Source organism: Listeria sp. MAN/IMW/UF555 (assembly GCF_058684075.1).
The window spans coordinates 187,855-209,952 of the sequence record NZ_JBZWZS010000004.1; the positions used below are offsets into that span (position 1 = coordinate 187,855).

Genomic DNA, 22,098 nt, shown 5'->3' on the forward strand with positions numbered 1-22,098 from the left:
AGTTATTTTTTATATCATCATAAAGTTCGTCTTACGCTTTACCGTTAGAACCAAACTCTTGAATTTTTTCTGTTACAGTTTTGATAATCGCGTCCACACCAGGGCCGATTACTTTACGTGGATCATAAACTTTGTCATCAGTAGCTAATTTTTCGCGAACAGCTGCAGTCCAAACGATTTGGCATTCAGTGTTAACGTTGATTTTGCTGTGACCAAGTTCAATTGCTTTTTTAATTTGGTGTTCAGGAATTCCAGAACCGCCGTGAAGTACAAGTGGAGCACCTGTAAGTTCGGAGATTTCTTTCATTTCGTCAAAACCAAGAACTGGTTCGCCGTGGTAAGGACCGTGAACAGAACCTAATGCTGCAGCAAGTGCATCAATGTTAGCTTCTTTAACAACACGTAAACATTCTTGTGGATCAGCATAGTTGATTCCACCAGTAACGCCGTCTTCATCTCCACCAACAGTTCCAATTTCAGCTTCTACAGATACGCCTTTAGCATGCGCATAATCAACAACTTGTTTAGTCATTGCAATATTATCATCAATTGGGTGGTGAGAGCCGTCGATCATTACAGAAGAGAATCCTGCATCGATAGCTGCTTTACAAGAATCAAAGCTTGAACCATGGTCAAGGTGAATCGCAACAGGTACAGTGATTTTCAGGTCTTCTACAAGTCCTTCAGTCATTTTTACAACTGTTTTGAATCCTCCCATGTATTTAGCAGCTCCTTCAGAAACTCCTAAAATAACTGGTGATTTTTCTGCTTCTGCAGCTTTCAAAATAGCTTGAGTCCATTCAAGGTTGTTGATGTTGAATTGACCAACAGCATATTTTCCAGCTAATGCTTTTTTCAGCATGTCTGTCATGTTAACGATAGGCATAATACAATTTCCTCCCTCAGGAATTTAGGAAAACCATTTTTGATTTCCCCTAAGATTTGAATTTCCGCCGTGAAAAATAGTGGCAGCTATTTTCCCCTAACAAACTTATGATAACAGATTTGTGATGAATTTACCATAAAAACTAGAAAATTTTCTGGTGAAAACGCTTTAGCCTCTAAGACGGGCTGAAATTCTTTTTTCATCAGCAAATACTTCTAACGCTTCTGGAATCACCTCTAACGTATAAGGCGCTTTTCCACCATAAACCCCATCGTAACTTACATTTAACTCTGCGTCACTTTTAATAGTAACTTTATTTGTACGGGCATGAATAACATGAGGACTATTTAGATGTGTCCCTTTTTTTATAGAAGCAAATAATTGGAATAATTTTTTAGGAGAAACCTTCTTTAAAATTAAAAGCTCAAACATACCGCTATTTAATTGAGCTGGTGGACATAACGTTTCCATCCCGCCAACAGAATTGGTTTTATTTACGAAAAATAATAATATTTCGCCTTTAAAAGTTTCTTCATTGTAAGTTATTTCAACGTTAACAGGGGACAACTTAGGAAGAACGGTTAATCCACTAAAAAGATATGCAAGTCTGCCCCATTTAGACTTCATTGATTCTTTTACGGCATAAGTTATTTCCGTAATTCGTCCACCTGCTGCATTATTAATAAAAAATTCCGTCTCGTTTGCTTTTCCAATATCTACTCGGATTGTTTCTTGTTTAGCTATTATTTGGAGCGCTTCTAGCGGATCTTTTGCAAAATTTAGTGCTCTTGCGTAATCGTTTGTTGTACCTACTGGCAAGATACCTAATTTTGGTCTTTTCTCTACTTGCATTAGTCCGTTAACAACTTCATTCACAGTTCCATCTCCACCTGCTGCAATCACTACCTCATATCCTGCTTCTGCTGCTTGTTTCGCGATTAAAGTTGTGCTTTTTGGCGCTGGTGTTGACGGGACTAAAGTTACTTCAAAATCCGCATTTGTTAAAATTTTTTCGGCATCTGGAAGTAATTTTCTGAATTTATTTTTCCCCGCTGCGGGGTTATATATAATCATCGCTTTCTTCTGCAAATTGCTGCTCCCTCTTTCCTTTAGATATTGTTTAGTTTCCTATTTTAAATGGGCGATGTCAACTTGTTTGACTGGATGTGGGAGCAAATTGCCGAACAGACCTTTATACCTATTACAAAATACACCTTTCACCATGTTTTAAATTACATTTTTTGCTCTATTTTTTAATTATATTACTTTTACATTAAAAAACATGTGCAATTAGGTTCATTGTTGCTTTTAGCCATTGACTACCACTTAACGTGTTGTCATAATTAATGTAGAATAATTTTATTTATTAGCAATAAATATAGCAGTTAGGAGAGGATTTAAAATTTGAAAAAATTAGTAAAATCGGCAGTTGTTATTGCTGGCCTTGCTTTAATTGGCACGTCCGCTACCTTGATTACAGAGAAAGCAAGTGCTTCTTCCATCGAAACAGTACAAAAGGTAGATGATCAATCTATTTACATTCCCCAAGGCATTAGGGATGGAACTGCTACGGAAGAACATGACGGCTTTGAAGATGAAACTAATAGCGTACTAAAGACAACATCTTTACTTCGCGCCACAACAGGATATCCTGATGTAAATGCCTATATTAAATCGAATAAATTTTCAACAGCTTCCATTGAAAAACAATTAAAAAGCCAATTCCCTAAATTTAATTACCGTAATGGTTACGGGAAACCAGAAGGCGTCGTCATTCATGAAACAGCAAATAATTCATCCACTATTGAGGGCGAAATTAGTTATATGAGCAGAAACTACAATAATGCATTTGTTCATTCATTTGTAGATAAATCTCGTATCATTCAAATCCACCCAACTGAAAATGGGGTATGGGGAGCAGGTCAATATGCCAACGCTCGTTTTATCCAAGTGGAATTAGTTCGTTCGAAGACATTTGATGAATTTGCACGCTCTATCAATAATTATGCTTATTATGCGGCCTACCTATTGGATCAATATAAACTTCCAGTGGATAGTGCGCACAGTGATGGTAAAGGAACAATTTGGTCTCATGATGCAGTTACACGCTATTTAGGTGGAACTACACATACCGATCCTGTAGGTTATTTCAACCAATGGGGCTATAATTTCAACAGTTTTGTTACGTTGATTAATGAAAAATACAAAGCAATTCAAAGCGGCAAAATTACTTATGATAAAATCGAATACGATAAAGCAGTAACAGCCTACGCTAGAGTAAAAACAGCACCAGGCAATGCCGTTTGGACAAAACCTTACAAAACTGAAGGTTCAAAGCTTGTAAATCAACTTTCTGTCTACCAAGGAAAAAACATGCGTATCTTACGCGAAGCCAAAACACCAATCACTACTTGGTATCAATTCAGCATTGATGGCAAAACAATCGGTTGGGTTGACACGCGTGCACTTAATACATTCTATAAGCAAAGCATGGAGAAACCAGCCAATCTAACTCGTTATGTCGCTGCTAATAAAACAGGCGAAGCTTACTACAAAGTTCCAGTAGCTGATTCGGCCGTCAAGTGGGGTACACTTGCAACTTATAAAAATGAAAAGTTAACAGTTGATAGCCAAGCGACGGTTGAAGGTCAGCTTTGGTACCGTGTAAGAACAAGCACTACATTCATCGGCTGGACTAAAGCTGAAAACTTAACAGCTACCTCTCCATTCGATACAATCGAATACGATAAAGGAGTTACAGCTTACGCTAGAGTGAAAACAGCACCAGGCAACGCCGTTTGGACAAAACCTTACAAGACTGAGGGCGCTAACCTAGTAAATCAACTTTCTGTCTATCAAGGAAAAAACATGCGTATCTTGCGTGAAGCCAAAACACCAATCACTACTTGGTATCAATTCAGTATTGATGGCAAAACAATCGGTTGGGTCGACACACGTGCACTTGATACATTCTATAAGCAAAGCATGGAGCAACCGGCTAATTTAACTCGTTATGTCACTGCCAATAAAACAGGCGAAGCTTACTACAAAGTTCCAGTAGCTGATTCGGCTGTCAAGTGGGGTACACTTGCAACTTATAAAAATGAAAAGTTAACAGTAGATAGCCAAGCGACTATTGAAGGTCAGCTTTGGTACCGTGTAAGAACAAGCACTACATTCATCGGCTGGACTAAAGCTGAAAACTTAACAACTACCTCTCCATTCGATACAATCGAATATGATAAAGGAGTTACAGCCTACGCTAGAGTGAAAACAGCACCAGGCAATGCTGTTTGGACAAAACCTTATAGAACTGAAGGAGCTAACCTAGTAAATCAACTTTCTGTCTACCAAGGAAAAAACATGCGTATCTTACGCGAAGCTAAAACACCAATCACTACTTGGTATCAATTCAGTATTGATGGCAAAACAATCGGTTGGGTTGACACGCGTGCACTTGATACATTCTATAAACAAAGTATGGAGCAACCGGCTAATTTAACTCGTTATGTCGCTGCTAATAAAACAGGCGAAGCATACTACAAAGTTCCAGTAGCTGATTCGGCCGTCAAGTGGGGTACACTAGCAACTTATAAAAATGAGAAGTTAACAGTTGATAGCCAAGCGACTGTTGAAGGTCAGCTTTGGTACCGTGTAAGAACAAGCACCACTTTTATCGGTTGGACTAAAGCCTCGAACTTAAGTACAACTAAATAATAATTAAGAAACCTCTCAGCCAATTGTGGCTGAGAGGTTTTTCTATTACTTTATTTATTATTAAGTGATGCGCCAACAAAATCTTTAAACAAGCTTTGTGGACGATTTGGACGGGAAATGAATTCTGGGTGATATTGACAAGCGACAAACCAAGGATGATCAGCTAATTCAACTACTTCAACTAGACGGCCATCTGGGCTTGTTGCAGACACAATCATGCCAGCTTCTTCCATTTGTTCTCTATATTCGTTATTAAACTCATAACGATGACGGTGACGCTCTTCTACAAGAGTTGTACCATAAGCAGCCTCAGCTTTAGTGCCTTGCTTAATACGTGCTGGATACAGTCCTAGACGAAGTGTTCCACCCATGTTTTCGATGTTCTTTTGTTCTGGTAATAAATCAATGATATTATGTTTTGTTTCAGGTTCGATTTCTGCTGAATGCGCTCCTTCAAGACCAAGCACGTTACGAGCAAATTCGACTGTTGCTAGTTGCATACCTAAACAAATACCAAAATAAGGCACTTTATTTACGCGTGCATATTCGATAGCAGCAATTTTACCTTCGATGGCACGATCTCCAAAACCACCAGGAACTAAAATACCATCAACGTCTTTCATGATTTCAGCAACATTTTCTTTTGTTACTTTTTCGGAATCAATCCAGTCGATTTCGATTTCCGCATCGTGCTCATATCCTGCATGACGAAGTGCTTCTGCTACAGAAAGATAAGCATCTTGCAAGGATACATATTTACCAACTAGACCGATACGAACTTTTTTGGATAGGTTTTTCACGCGGTGTACTAAGTTTTTCCAATCAGTCATTTCAGCTTGCGGTGCTTCTAATTGCAAGTGTTCTAGGACAATATCATCCATTTTTTGTTTTTGTAAAGAAAGCGGTACGTTATAAAGTGTTTCTTCATCACGAGATTCAATAACCTCTGAAGCTTTAATATCACAAAATAGCGCAATCTTATCTTTCATTTCTTGAGAAACTGGTTGCTCTGTACGAACAACGATAATGTTTGGTTGAATTCCTAGACTGCGAAGTTCTTTAACGCTATGTTGAGTTGGTTTAGTTTTCATTTCACCAGCTGCTTTGATGTAAGGAATTAACGTTGTGTGGATGTAAAGTACGTTTTCCGCACCAACATCACTTTTAATTTGACGAATTGCTTCTAAGAATGGTAATGATTCGATGTCTCCAACAGTTCCACCAATTTCTGTGATAATAATATCTGAATTGGTCATGCGAGCTGCACGGAAAACACGATCTTTTAATTCGTTTGTAATGTGTGGAATAACTTGCACTGTTCCACCTAAGTAATCCCCGCGACGTTCTTTTTTAATAACTTCTGAGTAAACTTTCCCAGTTGTTACATTGCTGTATTTATTTAAGTTAATATCGATAAAACGTTCGTAATGGCCAAGGTCTAAGTCTGTTTCTGCGCCATCATCTGTCACATAAACTTCCCCGTGTTGGTATGGGCTCATTGTTCCTGGATCCACGTTAATGTATGGATCAAATTTTTGAATGGTAACACTAAGTCCACGATTTTTCAGCAAACGTCCGAGCGATGCTGCTGTGATTCCTTTTCCGATTGACGAAACTACGCCACCTGTAACGAAAATATACTTTGTCATGTTAAAAAAATCTACTCCTTCCTGAAATGAAAAACTTGCAGGGTCTGACGATTTTCCTGCTGGGGTGGGAAATTGCCAGATAAAACAATATTGTGATTATCTTGCTAGCGTACTAATCACAATTTCAAGTATTTTGTAAACCAAAATAAAAAACACTCCGCCTACTTTTTAAAAGTAAGGGAGCGCTGATTCTCATAAATATCCGTCCCTATAAAAGGGAGCCCAAATAAAATACTACTAATGATAGCGAGATAAGTCAAGCCTTTATTTTTTGAAACCGCCATCAACCCATTAAACACGTTAAAAAAAATCAGATAGACGCTTTCCATAAAAATGGATGTATCTATCTGATTAACATTTAGTTATTATTTATCTTCTGGGTCTTCTGTGTAATCCCCATCAGTATAATCATCTTCTACTGTAGCTAAATCGCCTTCGATACCGTCTGGCAAGTGATCATCGTCATCTTCGTCTTCATCAAGCAAGACATCCGCAAGAGAGATTTCTTCTTCACCAAGTTCTTCCACGATTTCTTCATCATCGTAGTCCACGTCATCGTCCAGGATTTCTTCATCTTCATCGTCATCATCATCTGATTTACGTTTTTTCTTCGGAGTTGTTTGCGTTTGAACTTCCTCATCAATTGCATCCATTGGATACCATGCACGAAGTCCCCACGTATTATTTCCTAGTGAAATGAAGTTACCATCAATATTCATATCTGTATAAAATTGAACAAGACGCTCCCTTATTTCTGCATCTTTCAAACCTAGGAACGCTTGAATCTCTTTCACTAATTCAGGGAAAAGAATGGTTTCTTTCCGCTGTTCCAAAATAAAATGTGCAACATCAATTAAAGATAGTTCACTACGTTCTTCTTGCGTTAAGTTCTTTAAATCCAAAACTGGCACGCCCTTTCTATCGTAATTCTAATTTATTTAGCTGTTATTTTTTCGTTCAGCCCAACTTCACTATTTTACATGTTATTTCTGGCAAGTACAACCTAAATTTTCTTAATTACATCAATTCTTCTTGACTATTTTATATCCGATGTAAAAGAATAGGATGGCCATTAAAAGAATTGGGATTGATCCAAGTTGAAAGTCGTAGAGAATATAGACTGCGACGCACAGAAACACGAAAAGCAGCGCCAAAATTATTAATCGCTTCATCATATGCTCTCCCCGTTTTTTTCAATTACCTATGTTTCTTTTAACTTTAGTACATTTTGGTTATGACGTCAACGAGTAACCTATATTTTTAGGATATCACATTTTTTCTGGTGCAGATACACCAAGAAGGGTCAAACCATTTCGAAGGGTAATTTGTGCTGTTTTAATCAGTGCTAGTCTCGCTTTTGTAACTTCTAGGTTATCCATATCGAGCACTTTATTACTATTATAAAAACGGTGGAATGCTGTCGCTAAATCATTTAAGTAGCGAACGATACGGTGTGGCGCTCTTTTTACTGCGGCTTCAGCAACAACATCTGCGAACTCACCTAATACTTTTAATAAGTCATATTCTGCCTCAGTTTCTAAAAGGCTCATATTAGCATCTTTTGAAACTTCCAAGCCTTGCTCTTTGCCAGAACGTAAAATACTAGAAATTCTCGCATGGGCATATTGTACATAATAAACAGGATTATCGTTGGACGTTGATTTTGCTAAACTCATATCGAAGTTCATATGAGTATCAGAACTACGCATTGCAAAGAAATATCTCGTCGCATCCAGACCAACTTCTTCAATTAAGTCACGCATTGTAACAGATTTACCAGTACGTTTACTCATTTTAACTTGCACGCCATCTTCAAACAAGTGAACTAGCTGAATGATTTCTACTTCTAATTGATTCGGTGAGTAACCAAGCGCTTCAATCGCAGCACGCATCCGCGGAATATAACCGTGATGATCCGCTCCCCAAATATCAATTAATACATCGAAACCACGCTCTAATTTATTTAAATGATAAGCAATATCTGGTAAGAAATAAGTGTAACTACCATCTGATTTGATTAAAACGCGATCTTTATCATCTTCAAAATCAGTTGTTCTTAACCAAGTAGCTCCATCTTGCTCATAAATATAACCATTTTCGCGTAAACGTTCTAAGGCAGGTAGTACTTTGTTTTCTTCATATAATGACGTTTCTGAAAACCACTCATCAAAAGAAACACGGAATTCTTCTAAGTCTGCCCGTAGTTTTCCTGTTTCAAATGCAAGTGCATCCACACGGAAAACGGAACGGCGCTCTTCTTCGCTAGCATTCACATATTTATCGCCGTATTTAGCGGCTAAATCTTTCCCAAGTGCGATAATATCTGAACCGCGGTAACCATCTTCTGGAAATTCAGCTTCTAAGCCTAACGCTTCAAAATAGCGCGCTTCTGCTGAAAGAACTAAATTATTAATTTGATTCCCAGCATCATTAATATAATATTCTCTGGAAACATCAAATCCGGCCATTTTCATAATGTTTGCAAGAGAATCTCCAATTGCAGCTCCACGGGCATGTCCAAGGTGTAAGTCGCCAGTCGGGTTAGCGGAAACGAATTCAATTTGGAATTTTTCACCTTTACCAAAATCTGATTCTCCGTACTTTTTATCCTCAGTTAAGATGACTGGTACTAAATCGGTTAAATAAGCATTATCTAAATAAAAATTAATAAAACCAGGTCCAGCAATTTCTACTTCTTTAATTAATTTGCTGTCTTTTTTTAGCTCAGGAACGATACTTTCGGCAATTTGACGAGGCGCTTTCTTAGCAACTCTAGCAAGCTGCATCGCAATATTAGTCGAATAATCTCCATGCTTCTTGTCTTTTGGTACTTCGAGTAAAATTTCTGGTACTTCTGTTTCTTCTAAACCAACCGCTTGAACAACTGCTTGTTTGATATGTTCAATTAGTTTGATTTGGTTCTCTTGCATGACATTCATTCTGCGTCCTCCTCTATTTTCATTAAAACAGTATATGAGCCGATGTATTCGCCGTGACTAAGCAAATCATATTGAAATGCAACTTCACTAAGCACATCTGGCTTATTTTCATATAGTTCTTCCATTGATACTAATTCTGATTCTAATTGTAATTTCCCCGCCCCTGAATCAACAGAAGCAGTACTTCTCCTATTATCTCGGAAAAAGTGCATTCTCATATTTACAGCACCGCTTCTCATCAAAAGCAGCTCGTTGTCAGCAATTTTAAGCACTGTTCGAATCGTTCCAGCTAATTGTTTTTCCTCATAATGCAGATAGCGATTCCCTTTATCGCGGTAGAAAACACCCGAAACAGACATATCGGATTTCTCTTCTGCATCCATCTGACGGATGACATTGGTGATATGAATAGTTACTTTTTTTCGTTCCATTTGATTGGCTGTCATATCGCTTATTTACCCCTTTCCGGTCAGAAGAATAGACGCATTATATTATAGTGAAAAATAGCATGAAAAGCAACAGGTTAAAATGCTGATAGTCCGAAAATCATCAATATTATATCAAAAACAAACGGAATAACAGTGTCGAAAATTGGTTGAATAGTAAAATTGGAAATTGGTGTTAAAGCTATAACTAAGAAAATAAGCATTGCATAGCGTTCCACTGGCTCAAGTTTAGCTCTAGCTGACATCGGTAAGAATTCTACTAATATTTGGTAACCATCTAACGGTGGAATTGGAATTAAATTAAATACAAATAAAACAAGATTTAATTGCACAAAAATCATTAAAAACGTTTCCGTCACTGAACCGTAAGTGAAAAATGCATAGTTCAGAAAAAGAGCGTACAAACCAACACCAATCATTGCTAGTAGAAGGTTACTTACTGGACCAGCAAGAGTGACAAGAATACTACCAAGACGTCTTTTCTTTAATTTAAAACGATTGACTGGGGTTGGTTTCGCCCAACCGAATCCAGCAATTAAAATCATTAATAAGCCAAACAAATCAATATGTACAAGTGGATTTAGGGATAAACGACCTTGATTTTTTGCGGTATCATCACCAAACGCTAGAGCTACTAATGCATGCGCCCATTCGTGAATCGTAAAGGCAATTAAAAGTGTAACTACAACATAAGGTATCATTTCAAGTGGATAAGCGAGAAAACTAGGCATAAGCGCCTCCTTTATCTTTTATAGAGTAATTTTTATGTGCTATAATGAAAAAAACTTTTATCGAGGTGAGAAAATGCCATTTGTTACCATTCAATTCTTAGAAGGTCGTAGTGATGACCAAAAGAAAGCTTTAGTCAGCGAAGTAACTGACGTAGTTTCTAAAAACTTAAAGGCGCCAAAAGAAAATATTCACGTAATTTTAGAAGAAATGAAAAAAACTGATTACGGTGTTGGCGGCGTAAGAAAATCTGATATTTAAGCATTACTAGAAGCAAGGTTTTAATCGCCTTGCTTCTTTTATTTTTCTTTTAATGAATGCGCATGGATTAATGAAATCATTCTTTCGGCTATCTCTGGCTCCACTCGTCCACTTTCAATGAAGTCAAGCGGATAATATAGCTTGATGTCTGTTCGACGTTCCCGCCCGATTGCCTCAACAACTGGTGATTCAGTCGACAGTTCACGCAGTTCGCCATTTCCCATGAGCAGTTTTATAGGTTCTTTTCCACCACCAACGCCTGGAAGATAATAATCATACGGCAGGTCACTAGAGGAATCAACTACTAAATAGTACGAGGGATCGATATCAGCTTTTTCTAACAATCCTTTTAATTCAGCGTATAGTTCGGCATCTTCTTTCGGATTATAATTAAGATACCTGAGCAATCTTCTATTTAAAAAGCGGCTGCATAAATCGCTCAAAATCGGATCCGTTTCCTCTTGCCAAATTGAGAAATAGTACATTAAAACAATATCATCAAGCACAATATAGTCTTTTAAACTCACTTCATTTACAAAAAACGGTAAAACTTGAATGGGTGAGACTTTAAAATCATAACCCGCGCAATACAACTTCTTCGCTCGTTCGAGGATTTTCCATAACAATACTTCCCCACTACGGCTCACTGGATGAAAATACACTTGCTGATACATTTGGTAACGACTCATAATATAATCTTCCACAGCATGCATTCCAGAGTACTTCACAATAACTCCATTACCATCAGGGCTAGGTCGAAGCACTCGTAAAATCCGTTCTAAATCAAACTTCCCATAACTAACCCCTGTATAATACGCATCCCGTAGTAAGTAGTCCATTCGGTCAGCATCAATTTGGCTCGAAATCAACTTAACTAGCGTTTGATTAGGGTAGTTTTTCTTAATAATCGAGGCCACCTTGAGCGGAAAATCATCGCTAACTCGTGAAAGCACTTCGCTAACTTCTGTATTGCCAATAATAATCGCTTGTGTATACTCCTCATGATCCGTACCAAAAACCTTCTCAAATGCATGAGAAAACGGACCATGACCTAAATCGTGTAAAAGCGCGGCACATAAAGCAACCATTCGTTCTTCAGAATCTAATTGTGGTTCTTTTGCAAAAGTCACATCAATAATTTGACGAACAATCTCATACACACCTAAAGAATGATTGAAACGACTATGTTCGGCTCCGTGGAACGTAAGCGAAGTCGTGCCTAATTGGTGTATTCGTCGCAACCGCTGAAATTCTTTTGTTGCAATTAAATCCCAAATTAACTTATCAGAAACATGTACGTAACCATGAACAGGATCTTTGAACACTTTTTCTTCAATTAACTTTTCCGTTAAATAACTCACGCTACCCTCTCCTTTTATGTAATTTAAGAAAGCACTTTATCATTTCGGGCAATTAAACGTTCATAGTAGGCTGGAAATAAATCGAGTTCTTCTGGTGTCAGGGTACCTGATTCAAGTTTTCCTGCATAATGACGCAAACTATTAAATAATCGTACTAAACATCCATTAACAGTCATATTCTCTTTCATTAAGTCTGACAATGTACCCATAACTTCTGGCTTTACATCTGGAAAACTATATTTGATTTGCTTATCTTTTCCGCTGATTGTATAGAAATCACGAATTAGTTCCGAGCGCGCGGCTTGATCGCCTTCAACAGCTAAATAAATTTGAACAGCGACGCCTTTAGCCATTCTGCGCTGTGAAATACCAGCAAATTTCTGCCCTTGAATGCTAAGATCATAACTTCCAGGACAATAAGAATTCACGATTTCTTTCGCTTCAATTACTTCATTACAATCTACAAACATATCTTTAATTAGGGTAAACATGGTTTCGTAACCTCGTTCAATCGCAATTCCACGTTCGGCGTCCGGAAGTACCATTGACAAGTTAAGCACTCCTGAATCAAGCACAACCGCTAAACCACCGGAATTTCGAACAACGACTCGATAACCTTGTTCTTGCAAAAAAGCAATTCCTTTATCTATATCCGGTAACTTGGAATCTTGTATTCCAAGGGAAACTGTTTTTTCATGAACCCAGCCTCGAACAGTGGGCGGCACCATTCTTGCTCCAACTGAACGACATAACGTATCGTCAGTCGCAAAAGATTGAATAGCATCAAAAGCTGGATTGATTGTCGTGTTATCAATGAAACGCCATGCTTCTTGCTTTAGTAGTGTATTTTCAATGTCCATCTCTATGTCCTCCAAGAATTTCTTTTTGTTATTATAGCATATCCGTTCCGACTTTAGTTACAAACGGCTTAAAATAGCCATTTAATCGTTATTTTTGATTTTTGGGTAGTTATTTTACTTTTTTACGTCTGATGTTGAAAACTAGGGCTGTAATGATTGATATAACAATAGATTTGGTAATTATATCTTTTTTCATTTTCATCGCCTCATTTCCTCTACCTTATTATAACAAACTTACCATACAAAAAAACCTAACTTCTGTAAAAGAAATTAGGTTCTGTATATCTAAAAGCCTAGGGAGCTTATTTAGCAAAAGATTACCAGTCGTAACGGTCTTTATTGTCGCGTTGACTTGTATGTTTCGGGGAATTTCCCCACATGCGATAAAGTAAATATCCAATTCCACCTAATACAAGGACTGGGAATAAGAAGTGAAGTGTAATTCCAACAATATCAAGTACGATATTAAGTGCAATAAATCCTAAAATAACTGTAAAAAATATTTTCCAAAAACTATTCATTTTCAATTCCTCATTTCTAATTTTTATTTACTACTTGCAAGTGGAACACTGTTTATTTCCTTGGCTTGAACGAGTAGTTCGTTGTCTTGAACGACGATTTTATACTGTTTGTTCTTTTTAAGTTGTGTAGTTGACATGAAGTTAACTTTGTGACTGTTTCCTTGATTATCTAGACACGATTCGCGGAAAGAATACCCTTTGAACTTTGACTTGGTAACTTCTTTTCCATCGTTTTTGATTGTAACGTAATATGTATTTGCTGCTGATCCAACTGGTGCCGAAAATTCAATTACAACCATTGTTAATACAAAAATTGCAGCCAGTAAACCGAAAAGTCCCTTTTTCATTGTTTTTACCGTCCTTTTTTGTTGATAGGTTTATTATAGGGGAGATTCAAAAAAGGAACGAACGGCTCTAGGCTGAAAATTGGTACATCCTAAGTCTTATTTTCATTCGGGTACAAAAAAATGAGCCTAGTAAAGTTAACTAGACTCATTTTAAATTAATTTTTTTCAATCCATTTGTAGTTTTCTGATCCAATTGGATAGGTTGTATAGTTTTTAAGATTGCTTTTTTGCAAGTATGCTCGGCCGCCTTGATATAGCGGAATGAGTACGGCGTTATCTTTCAACAAGATTTGTTCAGCTTCTAGTAGGGCTTGCCATCTTTTTTCCGGATCTGCTGAGAGTTTACCTTTCGCGCCAAGGACTAGTTCATCGTATTTCGCGTCTGAGAAGCCTGTATGGTTTCCTGGGCTGTTTGTAAGGAATAGGTTGAGATATGTTAGTGGGTCTTGATAATCGCCTCCCCAGCCCCCAAGTAGTAGTTCAAAGTCTTGCGTAACGTCCGCTTGGAAACTAGCTTGGTTCGTAACATTTTTTAGTTTGATAGTTAGTCCAGGAAGGTTTTCTTCCAATTGATTTTGGATAAATTCTGTTTGTTTGCGTTGTAAGGACGTATCACCACTTGTTAAAGTCAGTGTTAATTCTGATTTCCCAATTTCTTTTAAGCCTTGTTTCCAAGCGCTTATTGCTTCTTGTTGATCAAATTTGAGTAAATCACCATTTTGTTTACGGAAATCTTCTTTTGTTTCTGGATCAAACATAATATCAGCCGGAACGTCGCCATTTAAAGCTTTAGAACCGTTAGCAAGAAGTGTGTTGACCATGCCTGTTTTATCAATAGCCATTGCTAGAGCTCGACGTAAATTCAAGTTGTCTAAATCCGTTTTCACGCCATCTTTACCTTGATTCATCTTCATATAGACAGAGCGTCCAGTTGCTTCTTTATGGAAATTTTTATCATCTTTATATTGTTTAACAAATTCGCCGTCAAGCTCTACTCGGTCTAATTTATTTGTGTTGTATAAATTTAAGGCCGCATTGGTATCTTTGACGACAGTTACATGGATTTTCTCTGTAGGAACATTCTTTTTATCCCAATAAGTTGGGTTTTTAACGTAGTCCCAAGTCATATTTGTGCCATTCCAATTTTCTAGTTTGTAAGGACCATTTGAAATTAAAGTGTCGCTTTTTGTTCCGTAACGATCACCTTGTTTTTCCACGAATGCTTGGTTTTGTGGGAAGAACGTGCCAGTCGTTAAGAGCTCTTTGAAAATTGGTACAGGATTTTCTAATTCGATTTGAAGTGTTTTGTCGTCTAGCGCTTTAATTCCAAGTTCATCCGGGGACATTTCACCTTTTAAAATTTGGGTTGCGTTTTTGACGATTTCTTCCATTTGCGGTCCGTATGCGGCTGCTGTTTTTGGATCAACTACTTTTTTCCAAGCATACTCAAAATCATGGGCCGTCACTGGGTCGCCGTTAGACCACTTCGCATCATCGCGAATTTTGAAAATAAGTGTTTTCCCGCCATCTTTTTCTTCTGGTTCACTGGCAGCTAGTGCTAGCGCCGGTTTTCCATTTTTATCTAATCGATATAATCCTTCAAAAATCTGATTGATTACTCGAAAACTTACGCTATTGTCTGCGAGTGTTGGACTTGCATTTGGAATTCCACTCGTTTCCATGATGTTAACAACTTTTGCTTTCTTTTCTGATGTTACTTTTTCACTTTCCCCTTTATCGCCAGACTGACATGCTGTAAGTACTAGTAAACATAACAAACTGAGTGCCACTACCATTTTTCTGGCTGTTTTATGCAAAATTTCTCCTCCTCTTTTTGTAAGCGCTTTTTGATTACGCAAAAAAATGACGGACTTCCTGCCAAATTCGCGCAGAACTTCCGCCACCATTATAAACCGAAACTGTATCAATTGTAAATATAAACTGTTATATTTTTATTTCTTATTAAGATAAACTCCAGAGCCAACAACAATAACACACATCGTCATTAACATTGCTAACATTAAGTAGCTGGGATCATTTCGCATGAACAAAGCTAGGATAAAACAGATTGTACCAGCTATATTAAGTGTAACAGTTGTAATTTTTCTAAGTAGGTTTCTTGACCATGCATCAATCTTTTTAAAACCAATCATCGTTAAAAATTTAAAGAGTTTTTTAGAATATTGAATGTAAGCTGCGACAACAAACATAAATGCTCCTGCTGTCACTAGCGATAGTCTGCCAGTGGGAATATCATAACCGAGCGCATATACAATTATACTCATTTGAATAATCGTAAGTAACACGAGTAACAGTCTAAAACAGTATTCAAATTCTAATAAACTCTCTTGATTCACTTTTTCTTTCCCGTAGTATTCCGTTCCTGTAAACATAATCATTAAAAAGGGAATCAGTATTAAGCCGAGCCACTTTTGCATAAACATATCTGGGGAGAAGTCCGTACCGAAATGCACCGCCACTTCAGAAGGTAGTAGCGGATATAACACAGCAGAAATTCCTACTGTGAAAAGAATTATCATACTAGGAAATAAACCAACTTTCCTCATTCCCCTCACCTCTTCCAATATAATTACTGGCAGTAGGCGACAAGTTCCTCCCTTGTTTCGATAAGTTGAACTTTCTCGGTATTCGCTAATTGCTCTTTTGTTTCATCAAAACCTTGTTCAGATAATGCACGTGTCGCTGGTAAATAAACTAATACAGAAAAGCCTGCCCTACTTAACTGTATAACCGTAGTTTTCACACAAAAATCAAATGCTAAACCTCCAACAAGAACTAAATCCACCTGTTGTTCTCTTAAATATTCTAGTACACCTGTTGAAAGCTGTTCGACAATATCGTGATAACAAGCGCCGTACGGATGAATGTCTGGCTCCATGCCTTTCCAAATAAAGTAATCATAATCCGTCACAACTGGCAATCCGTCTAATAATTCAAAACCTTTCGTACCGGGTTCGCAGTGTCTAACCCAAGTCCGGTCCGCATTTGGATATTCGAGTTCAGCCAGCATTTCGTCTTTGGAATCAACTACCCATACGGCATTTTTGGGATGCGCGTCTTTACTACCAATTCGAAGAGAAGCAAGGCTTGCCATAAAATTAAGTTCAGGCACAATTTTGTCACCGCCCGAAACTGGTAATTCATCCGGACAAAGTGGTGTAAAGCCTTTTTGTGCATCAATATCAAAAGCTGCAATTTTCATTTACTTTTCCTCCAAATTTTTATAAGTAAGTTGTGCAAACTGTCCGAAACGAGTCACTTCTTCAAGTTCTAACGCATGTTCTTGGTCTTCTTCAAATAACGGAATTCCTTTTCCTAAAATGATAGGCGCAATCGTAATTACAAACCGATCAATCGCCTTTTCTTTTAAAAATTGTTTCACTAACTGCGCGCCGCCGACAAGCCAGACTTTTTCACCATCGATGTTGTTTAGCCACGTATCTACTGTGCCAGCGACAAAATCAGCGTATTCGTCTTTTGTCCCTGCTTTTGTGTTAGAAAAAACATAGACATCTTTTTTACTATATGGAAAAGTATCTGTAAGCGAGAAAATTTGTTGATACGTAGTTCGTCCCATTACGACTGTATCCACGTTATCAAAGAAGGCCTCATAACCTGCATCGCCTTCGCTATCAACAGATTCTAGCCATTCTACGCTGCCGTTTTCATCCGCAATGTAGCCGTCCAAACTCACTGCGATATATAGCGCAACTTGTTTTTCACTCATAATCACTCAAATCCTTTCACTACTAATTTTCCAATCATTTTTCCGGATGAGATAATTTTGTGAGCTTCTTCTATCGTTTTTGCATTTACAGGAGATAACACTTTATTTAATGTTGATGTTAAGTCTCCTTTATCTAGCATGCGCGCTGCTTCTGTAAGAATTTCATGCTGTTTGATTTTATCTTCTGTATTGTATTTCGAACGAGTAAACATAAATTCATAGCTAAAAGTAGCACTCTTGTCTTTTAAAAGAGACATCTTCACTGGTTCTGCAAGTTCCACAATCGAACAAATTTTTCCTTGTGGTCGAATTGCTTCTTGCATGTCGTCCCAGTGAGCATTTGTATTATGCAAACACAAAATAAAGTCGACACCTTGTTCAAAACCAAGTTCTTTCAATTGTTTTGTTAAATTTTCTCGGTGATTAATGATGTGATTTGCACCGTGTTTCTTCGTCCATTCTATTGTTTCTTCACGTGATGCTGTAGCGATGACATTAAGTCCAATGTTTGCAGCTAGTTGAGTCGCAATCGAACCCACTCCACCAGCTCCATTAATAATTAAAATGGATTTTCCTTTATCGGCTTCAACAATTCCCATACGGTCAAAAAGAGCTTCCCATGCAGTAATAGTTGTCAGTGGCATCGCAGCGGCTTCTTCTAAACTTAAATGTTTGGGTTTTAAACCGACTAGCCGTTCATCAATTAACGTGAATTCAGCATATGCGCCAGGCCTTGTAACATCACCTGCGAAATACACTTCTTGTCCTGTTTTAAATAAAGTCACTTCTGAACCAATCTCCACTACTTCGCCAACTGCATCCCAACCTAAAATCCTTACTTCATCTCCGGTTAGTTTGGTTGCTTCACGTTGTTTAGTGTCTACTGGATTGATGGAAATCGCCTTAATTTTTACTAATAAATCATGATTTTCTGGCACTGGTTGCTTGATTTCCATATCCACGAAATCAGTTGATGCCTTTGTTAATCCTACCACTTTCATTTGACAACACCTCTCGTTTCCTTTTCCCGAATTTCTTAAAATAATGCACATTTACATAAAAAAGCCTCCTCAATTTTATAGAGAAGGCTTTAAAAGTTATTTTTCGTCGAGTGTTTCGCTATCTTTGAATTTCATTTTTGCATTACAAGCTGGGCATTTTATTTTTATTTTGCCGCCGTGTGAATGAGTATGGTCGCTATCTTCTTTTTTAGTAAGAAGCATTTTGCCAGCTTTTTTTAGTAGTGGGATAGCGATAATAACACCGATGATTGTGAACATTGCTAGAACCCCGATAAATACTAAGGTTACGGCAACTACAGCGATAAAAGTTTTTTTCAAAAAATGACCTAAATCAACTTGTTCTTCCATCTAAACCAACTCCTCTAATTGATATAGTAATCATATCATGAAGTTGTATTAATTGCAGTGATGATGGTGAGCATGACTTCCTTCTAATTGAATCGTACTATGTTCTAACGAGAAGTTTTCTTGTAAATAATGCTCAATATCAGTTAAAATTTTATCTCGGTCTGCGTCTTCAGCTACGGTTAAATGAGCTGTAAGAGCGTTAAAATCAGAAGTAATCGCCCATACATGTAAATCATGCACTTCAATCACGCCATCTTGTTCTTGGAAGAAAGTTTTGATTTCTTCTGTATCAACGTTCGCAGGTTTCCCTTCCATCAAAATATGGATAGCGTCTTTTAACACGCGCCAGCCACTAACTAAAATTAGCGCTGCAACGATAACACTAGCGATTGGGTCAGCGATATTCCAGCCGAAGAAAATAATGAGTAGCGCAGCAGTAATAGCACCAACAGATCCAAGCAAGTCACCTAGCACATGCAAGAAAGCACTACGCATGTTCAAGTTTTCGCTCGTATCACCTTTCATTAAAATCCAAGCAACTAAAATATTAATAAGCAATCCAATGACAGAAATAGTCATCATTCCTGCTCCAATTACTTGTGGTGGATCAAAGAAACGTCCAATTGCTTCATAGAAAATAAAAACAGAAATCCCAACGAGCGTCAATCCATTCAGAAATGCTGCTAAAATTTCAAAACGTTTATAGCCATAGGTTTTATCAGAACTTGCTGCTTTTTCGCCGAACTTAAATGCAGCCAAACTTAAACCTAATGCCACAGCATCAGAAAGCATATGTCCAGCATCAGAAAGTAGTGCCAAACTATTGGTCATAATTCCACCAATAACTTCAACTATCATAAAAGTAGCGATTAGGATAAAACTAATAAATAATGATTTTTTGTTGGCATTATGCGTATGGTTATGGTTGTGACCATGTGCATGATCGTGATTATGTGCCATATGATTACTTCCCCTCTGTAAAGACCTAATTTCTTTATATGCATATGTTAGCATATATACATTTTTAACGCAAGCTTTCTTCAAAGAAAAAACTTCCACTCTTGATTTAAGTGGAAGTTTCACACATATTTTATAAAATTTCTTCTTGCATAAATAAGCCTAATCCACCAATATCATGATGTTTTGCAATTTTATCAGCTTTTTCTAAAGCAAGCGGAATACCGTTTTCCATAGCTACGCCAATCTCTGCTAGTTCAATCATGCCAACATCATTTTCATTATCACCAAAAGCGATAGTTGAATTTAAATTAATGTAACCATTATCTGCTAGGTATGTAAGGCCTTTTGCTTTATCAATACCTTCATTCATAATATCAATTAAATTAGATGCAGAAGCTAGGACAGATAGCGGTAAACCTTGCAGAGCTGCTTTGATTTCTGCTCGTTTTTCTAAGTCAGACTCAATTACGAGAACTTTTAGCGGGAACTCACCTTCGCGGAGCACGCTGAAAGGATCTGTTGTTAAAGTAATTGGAACTTGCTCATTTTCTGGTAAAGTTTTATTTAGCTCATTGAAAAAAGCGATTTTGCCAGTATTTGTTGGTCCGAGAATTCGTTCTGTTGTATAAATATGGTAGTTAACACCTAATGGTTCAAGCGTTTCTAATACAGTATGCACTAGGTCTAACTCAATATTACTTTTATATAAAATTTCTCCAGTCGTAAAATCACGTACTAATCCACCATTACAAGAAATAACAGGTGTTTTAATATTGAGTTCATGGATAAATGGCAAAATAGCTAAGTCTAGTCGACCTGTCGCAAGGAAAAGTTTTTTCCCGTCTGCTTGCCAATTTATTAAAACTTCTTTATTTAGGGGATGAATTTGATCTCCTTTTTTTACGAGTAATGTTCCGTCCATGTCTGTAATAACTGTATCAATCGCTACATTTGTCAATAGTTTTCGCACCTTTCTATAATTCCGTTAGTATGTATTTCGATTATAGACGAGTTTCACATGATTGTCACGTTGATTTTTGGTATAATAATTTGGAATGGAGGAAGATACTTAGTGAAGAAATATTTTATTACAATCATGATTTTGCTTTTTGGTACGCTAATTCTTGCTGCATGCCAAAATAGCGATGAGGCAGATAATTACGAGCCTCCTAAAGTAGATTTGAAAGATCAAATACCAATTATTTTAATTCATGGGAGCGGTGGTAATACAAGTTCTCTTGATAAAATGGCAGACCAACTAATGAACGAATATAGAAGTTCTAATGAAGCATTGACTATGTCTGTTAATTCAGAAGGAAAAATCAAATTCGAAGGTAAGCTTACAAAAGATGCCAAACGCCCAATTATAAAATTCGGCTTCGAGCAAAATCAAGCAACCCCCGACGATTGGTCCAAATGGTTAAAAATCGCGATGGAAGATTTAAAATCACGATACGGCTTTACACAAATGGACGGTGTAGGGCATTCCAATGGAGGTTTAGCACTAACTTATTATGCGGAAGATTACGCGGGAGATAAAACCGTGCCAAGTTTGCGTAAGTTAGTAGCAATTGGTTCACCATTTAATGACTTAGACCCAAACGATAACGGAATGGATCTATCATTTAAAAAGTTGCCAAATAGTACTCCTCAAATGGATTATTTTATTAAAAATCAGACAGAGGTAAGTCCTGATTTAGAAGTACTTGCAATTGCAGGTGAATTAAGCGAAGACAACCCAACAGATGGGATTGTCCCAACGATTAGTTCACTCGCAACCAGGCTCTTTATGCCAGGAAGTGCCAAAGCTTATATAGAAGATATTCAAGTTGGAGAAGACGCGGTTCACCAAACATTACACGAAACACCTAAAAGCATCGAGAAAACATATTGGTTTTTAGAAAAATTCAAAACAGATGAAACAGTTATCCAATTAGATTACAAATAGGAGGTATAGAAGTTGATACACATAGAAGCGAAAATCCAAGTGAAACCAGACTTTATAGAATCATTTTTAAAAGAAGTGGAGCTAGTCATCCAAAATTCGCTCTCAGAAGCCGGAAACCATGGCTATGAATTAGTTCGTTCTGTGAAAAACGCATCTACCTTCTATCTCTTAGAAAAATGGGCAGATGAAGCTGCTATTCAATTCCATAATTCAACAGAGCATTATAAACGATTTAAACGGGAAATTCCTGCATTTTTAGCATTCCCGACCGAAGTGGATGTACTCACTAAAATTAAAAAATGATTTTATCAAAAAAGATGGGCTCTATTTTCATAGAGCCCATCTTTTTTTGTGAA

General features: G+C 37.3%; 23 protein-coding genes. 4 read left to right on the forward strand and 19 right to left on the reverse strand.

The features are described from left to right. Positions 1–31: 31 nt before the first annotated feature. Both fba and AC4PG8_RS13085 read right to left on the reverse strand, forming a co-directional pair. A complete protein-coding gene (gene fba / locus AC4PG8_RS13080) occupies positions 32–886 on the reverse strand; it encodes a class II fructose-1,6-bisphosphate aldolase (protein ID WP_003764027.1) in 855 nt (284 codons plus the stop codon). 168 nt (positions 887–1,054) lie between these two features. Continuing rightward, entirely contained in the window at positions 1,055–1,975 is a 921-nt protein-coding gene (locus tag AC4PG8_RS13085) for a diacylglycerol kinase family lipid kinase (protein WP_492170429.1), read from the reverse strand. A 315-nt stretch (positions 1,976–2,290) separates the two neighbouring features. Between AC4PG8_RS13085 and AC4PG8_RS13090 the strand changes: the two genes are divergently transcribed. Further along, positions 2,291–4,603 carry a GW domain-containing glycosaminoglycan-binding protein gene (locus AC4PG8_RS13090; protein ID WP_185541131.1) on the forward strand — a complete coding sequence of 771 codons (2,313 nt, stop codon included), beginning with the start codon at positions 2,291–2,293 and terminating at the stop codon, positions 4,601–4,603. Between the two features lie 50 nt (positions 4,604–4,653). On the opposite strand, the gene pyrG is transcribed toward AC4PG8_RS13090, so the two are convergent. The 5 genes from pyrG to AC4PG8_RS13115 all read right to left on the reverse strand — a co-directional run bounded on the left by pyrG (position 4,654) and on the right by AC4PG8_RS13115 (position 10,368). Continuing rightward, positions 4,654–6,252 carry a CTP synthase gene (gene pyrG / locus AC4PG8_RS13095; RefSeq protein ID WP_003772255.1) on the reverse strand — a complete coding sequence of 533 codons (1,599 nt, stop codon included), beginning with the start codon at positions 6,250–6,252 and terminating at the stop codon, positions 4,654–4,656. A 365-nt stretch (positions 6,253–6,617) separates the two neighbouring features. Continuing rightward, positions 6,618–7,154: a DNA-directed RNA polymerase subunit delta gene (rpoE, locus tag AC4PG8_RS13100; RefSeq protein WP_003728401.1), complete on the reverse strand. Its 537-nt coding sequence runs from the start codon at positions 7,152–7,154 to the stop codon at positions 6,618–6,620. Positions 7,155–7,520: 366 nt separating this feature from the next. Next, complete coding sequence (gene argS / locus AC4PG8_RS13105; RefSeq protein WP_003764038.1) at positions 7,521–9,191, reverse strand: arginine--tRNA ligase; 1,671 nt, start codon at positions 9,189–9,191, stop codon at positions 7,521–7,523. Beyond that, positions 9,188–9,637 carry a YwiB family protein gene (locus AC4PG8_RS13110; protein WP_003723610.1) on the reverse strand — a complete coding sequence of 150 codons (450 nt, stop codon included), beginning with the start codon at positions 9,635–9,637 and terminating at the stop codon, positions 9,188–9,190. Before AC4PG8_RS13110 ends, argS begins: the two co-directional genes overlap by 4 nt. A 77-nt stretch (positions 9,638–9,714) precedes the next feature. Beyond that, the gene (locus AC4PG8_RS13115; protein ID WP_003764039.1) at positions 9,715–10,368 is read right to left on the reverse strand and encodes a site-2 protease family protein; all 654 of its coding nucleotides are present in this window, start codon (positions 10,366–10,368) and stop codon (positions 9,715–9,717) included. A 73-nt stretch (positions 10,369–10,441) separates the two neighbouring features. Here AC4PG8_RS13115 and thmT point away from each other — a divergent pair, with 73 nt between their 5' ends. After that, complete coding sequence (gene thmT / locus AC4PG8_RS13120) at positions 10,442–10,627, forward strand: 2-hydroxymuconate tautomerase (RefSeq protein WP_010991343.1); 186 nt, start codon at positions 10,442–10,444, stop codon at positions 10,625–10,627. A 38-nt stretch (positions 10,628–10,665) separates the two neighbouring features. Here thmT and AC4PG8_RS13125 read toward each other — a convergent pair whose 3' ends face one another. The 12 genes from AC4PG8_RS13125 to AC4PG8_RS13180 form a co-directional block, all read right to left on the reverse strand. After that, the gene (locus AC4PG8_RS13125; RefSeq protein WP_003764042.1) at positions 10,666–11,988 is read right to left on the reverse strand and encodes an HD domain-containing protein; all 1,323 of its coding nucleotides are present in this window, start codon (positions 11,986–11,988) and stop codon (positions 10,666–10,668) included. Between the two features lie 23 nt (positions 11,989–12,011). Further along, positions 12,012–12,848, reverse strand: coding sequence for a lipoyl-[GcvH]:protein N-lipoyltransferase (gene lipL / locus AC4PG8_RS13130; protein ID WP_185505509.1), 837 nt, complete (start codon positions 12,846–12,848; stop codon positions 12,012–12,014). 317 nt (positions 12,849–13,165) lie between these two features. Then, positions 13,166–13,369, reverse strand: coding sequence for a hypothetical protein (locus AC4PG8_RS13135; protein WP_003764046.1), 204 nt, complete (start codon positions 13,367–13,369; stop codon positions 13,166–13,168). Positions 13,370–13,392: 23 nt separating this feature from the next. Continuing rightward, positions 13,393–13,716 (reverse strand): YxeA family protein, encoded by a 324-nt coding sequence (locus AC4PG8_RS13140; protein ID WP_003764048.1) that lies wholly within the window; start codon positions 13,714–13,716, stop codon positions 13,393–13,395. 155 nt (positions 13,717–13,871) lie between these two features. Continuing rightward, positions 13,872–15,533, reverse strand: coding sequence for a peptide ABC transporter substrate-binding protein (locus tag AC4PG8_RS13145; protein ID WP_160464815.1), 1,662 nt, complete (start codon positions 15,531–15,533; stop codon positions 13,872–13,874). Positions 15,534–15,668: 135 nt separating this feature from the next. Further along, complete coding sequence (locus AC4PG8_RS13150) at positions 15,669–16,283, reverse strand: DUF1648 domain-containing protein (RefSeq protein WP_003764052.1); 615 nt, start codon at positions 16,281–16,283, stop codon at positions 15,669–15,671. A gap of 23 nt (positions 16,284–16,306) precedes the next feature. After that, the gene (locus AC4PG8_RS13155) at positions 16,307–16,939 is read right to left on the reverse strand and encodes a nicotinamidase (RefSeq protein WP_160464816.1); all 633 of its coding nucleotides are present in this window, start codon (positions 16,937–16,939) and stop codon (positions 16,307–16,309) included. Beyond that, positions 16,940–17,464 (reverse strand): dihydrofolate reductase family protein, encoded by a 525-nt coding sequence (locus tag AC4PG8_RS13160; protein WP_003768405.1) that lies wholly within the window; start codon positions 17,462–17,464, stop codon positions 16,940–16,942. A 2-nt stretch (positions 17,465–17,466) separates the two neighbouring features. Next, positions 17,467–18,465, reverse strand: a complete 999-nt coding sequence (locus AC4PG8_RS13165) for a zinc-binding alcohol dehydrogenase family protein (RefSeq protein ID WP_185541125.1) — start codon at positions 18,463–18,465, stop codon at positions 17,467–17,469. A gap of 96 nt (positions 18,466–18,561) precedes the next feature. Continuing rightward, complete coding sequence (locus tag AC4PG8_RS13170; RefSeq protein WP_185541123.1) at positions 18,562–18,834, reverse strand: hypothetical protein; 273 nt, start codon at positions 18,832–18,834, stop codon at positions 18,562–18,564. Between the two features lie 48 nt (positions 18,835–18,882). Then, positions 18,883–19,794 (reverse strand): cation diffusion facilitator family transporter, encoded by a 912-nt coding sequence (locus tag AC4PG8_RS13175; protein ID WP_185541121.1) that lies wholly within the window; start codon positions 19,792–19,794, stop codon positions 18,883–18,885. Positions 19,795–19,924: 130 nt separating this feature from the next. Beyond that, positions 19,925–20,752 (reverse strand): Cof-type HAD-IIB family hydrolase, encoded by an 828-nt coding sequence (locus AC4PG8_RS13180; RefSeq protein ID WP_185541119.1) that lies wholly within the window; start codon positions 20,750–20,752, stop codon positions 19,925–19,927. 114 nt (positions 20,753–20,866) lie between these two features. Between AC4PG8_RS13180 and AC4PG8_RS13185 the strand changes: the two genes are divergently transcribed. Together AC4PG8_RS13185 and AC4PG8_RS13190 are read left to right on the forward strand one after the other, a co-directional pair. Continuing rightward, on the forward strand, positions 20,867–21,742 hold the full coding sequence (locus tag AC4PG8_RS13185; RefSeq protein WP_160464820.1) for an alpha/beta hydrolase: 876 nt from the start codon (positions 20,867–20,869) through the stop codon (positions 21,740–21,742). A gap of 12 nt (positions 21,743–21,754) precedes the next feature. Next, positions 21,755–22,045, forward strand: a complete 291-nt coding sequence (locus AC4PG8_RS13190) for a putative quinol monooxygenase (protein WP_185541117.1) — start codon at positions 21,755–21,757, stop codon at positions 22,043–22,045. Positions 22,046–22,098: the final 53 nt, after the last annotated feature.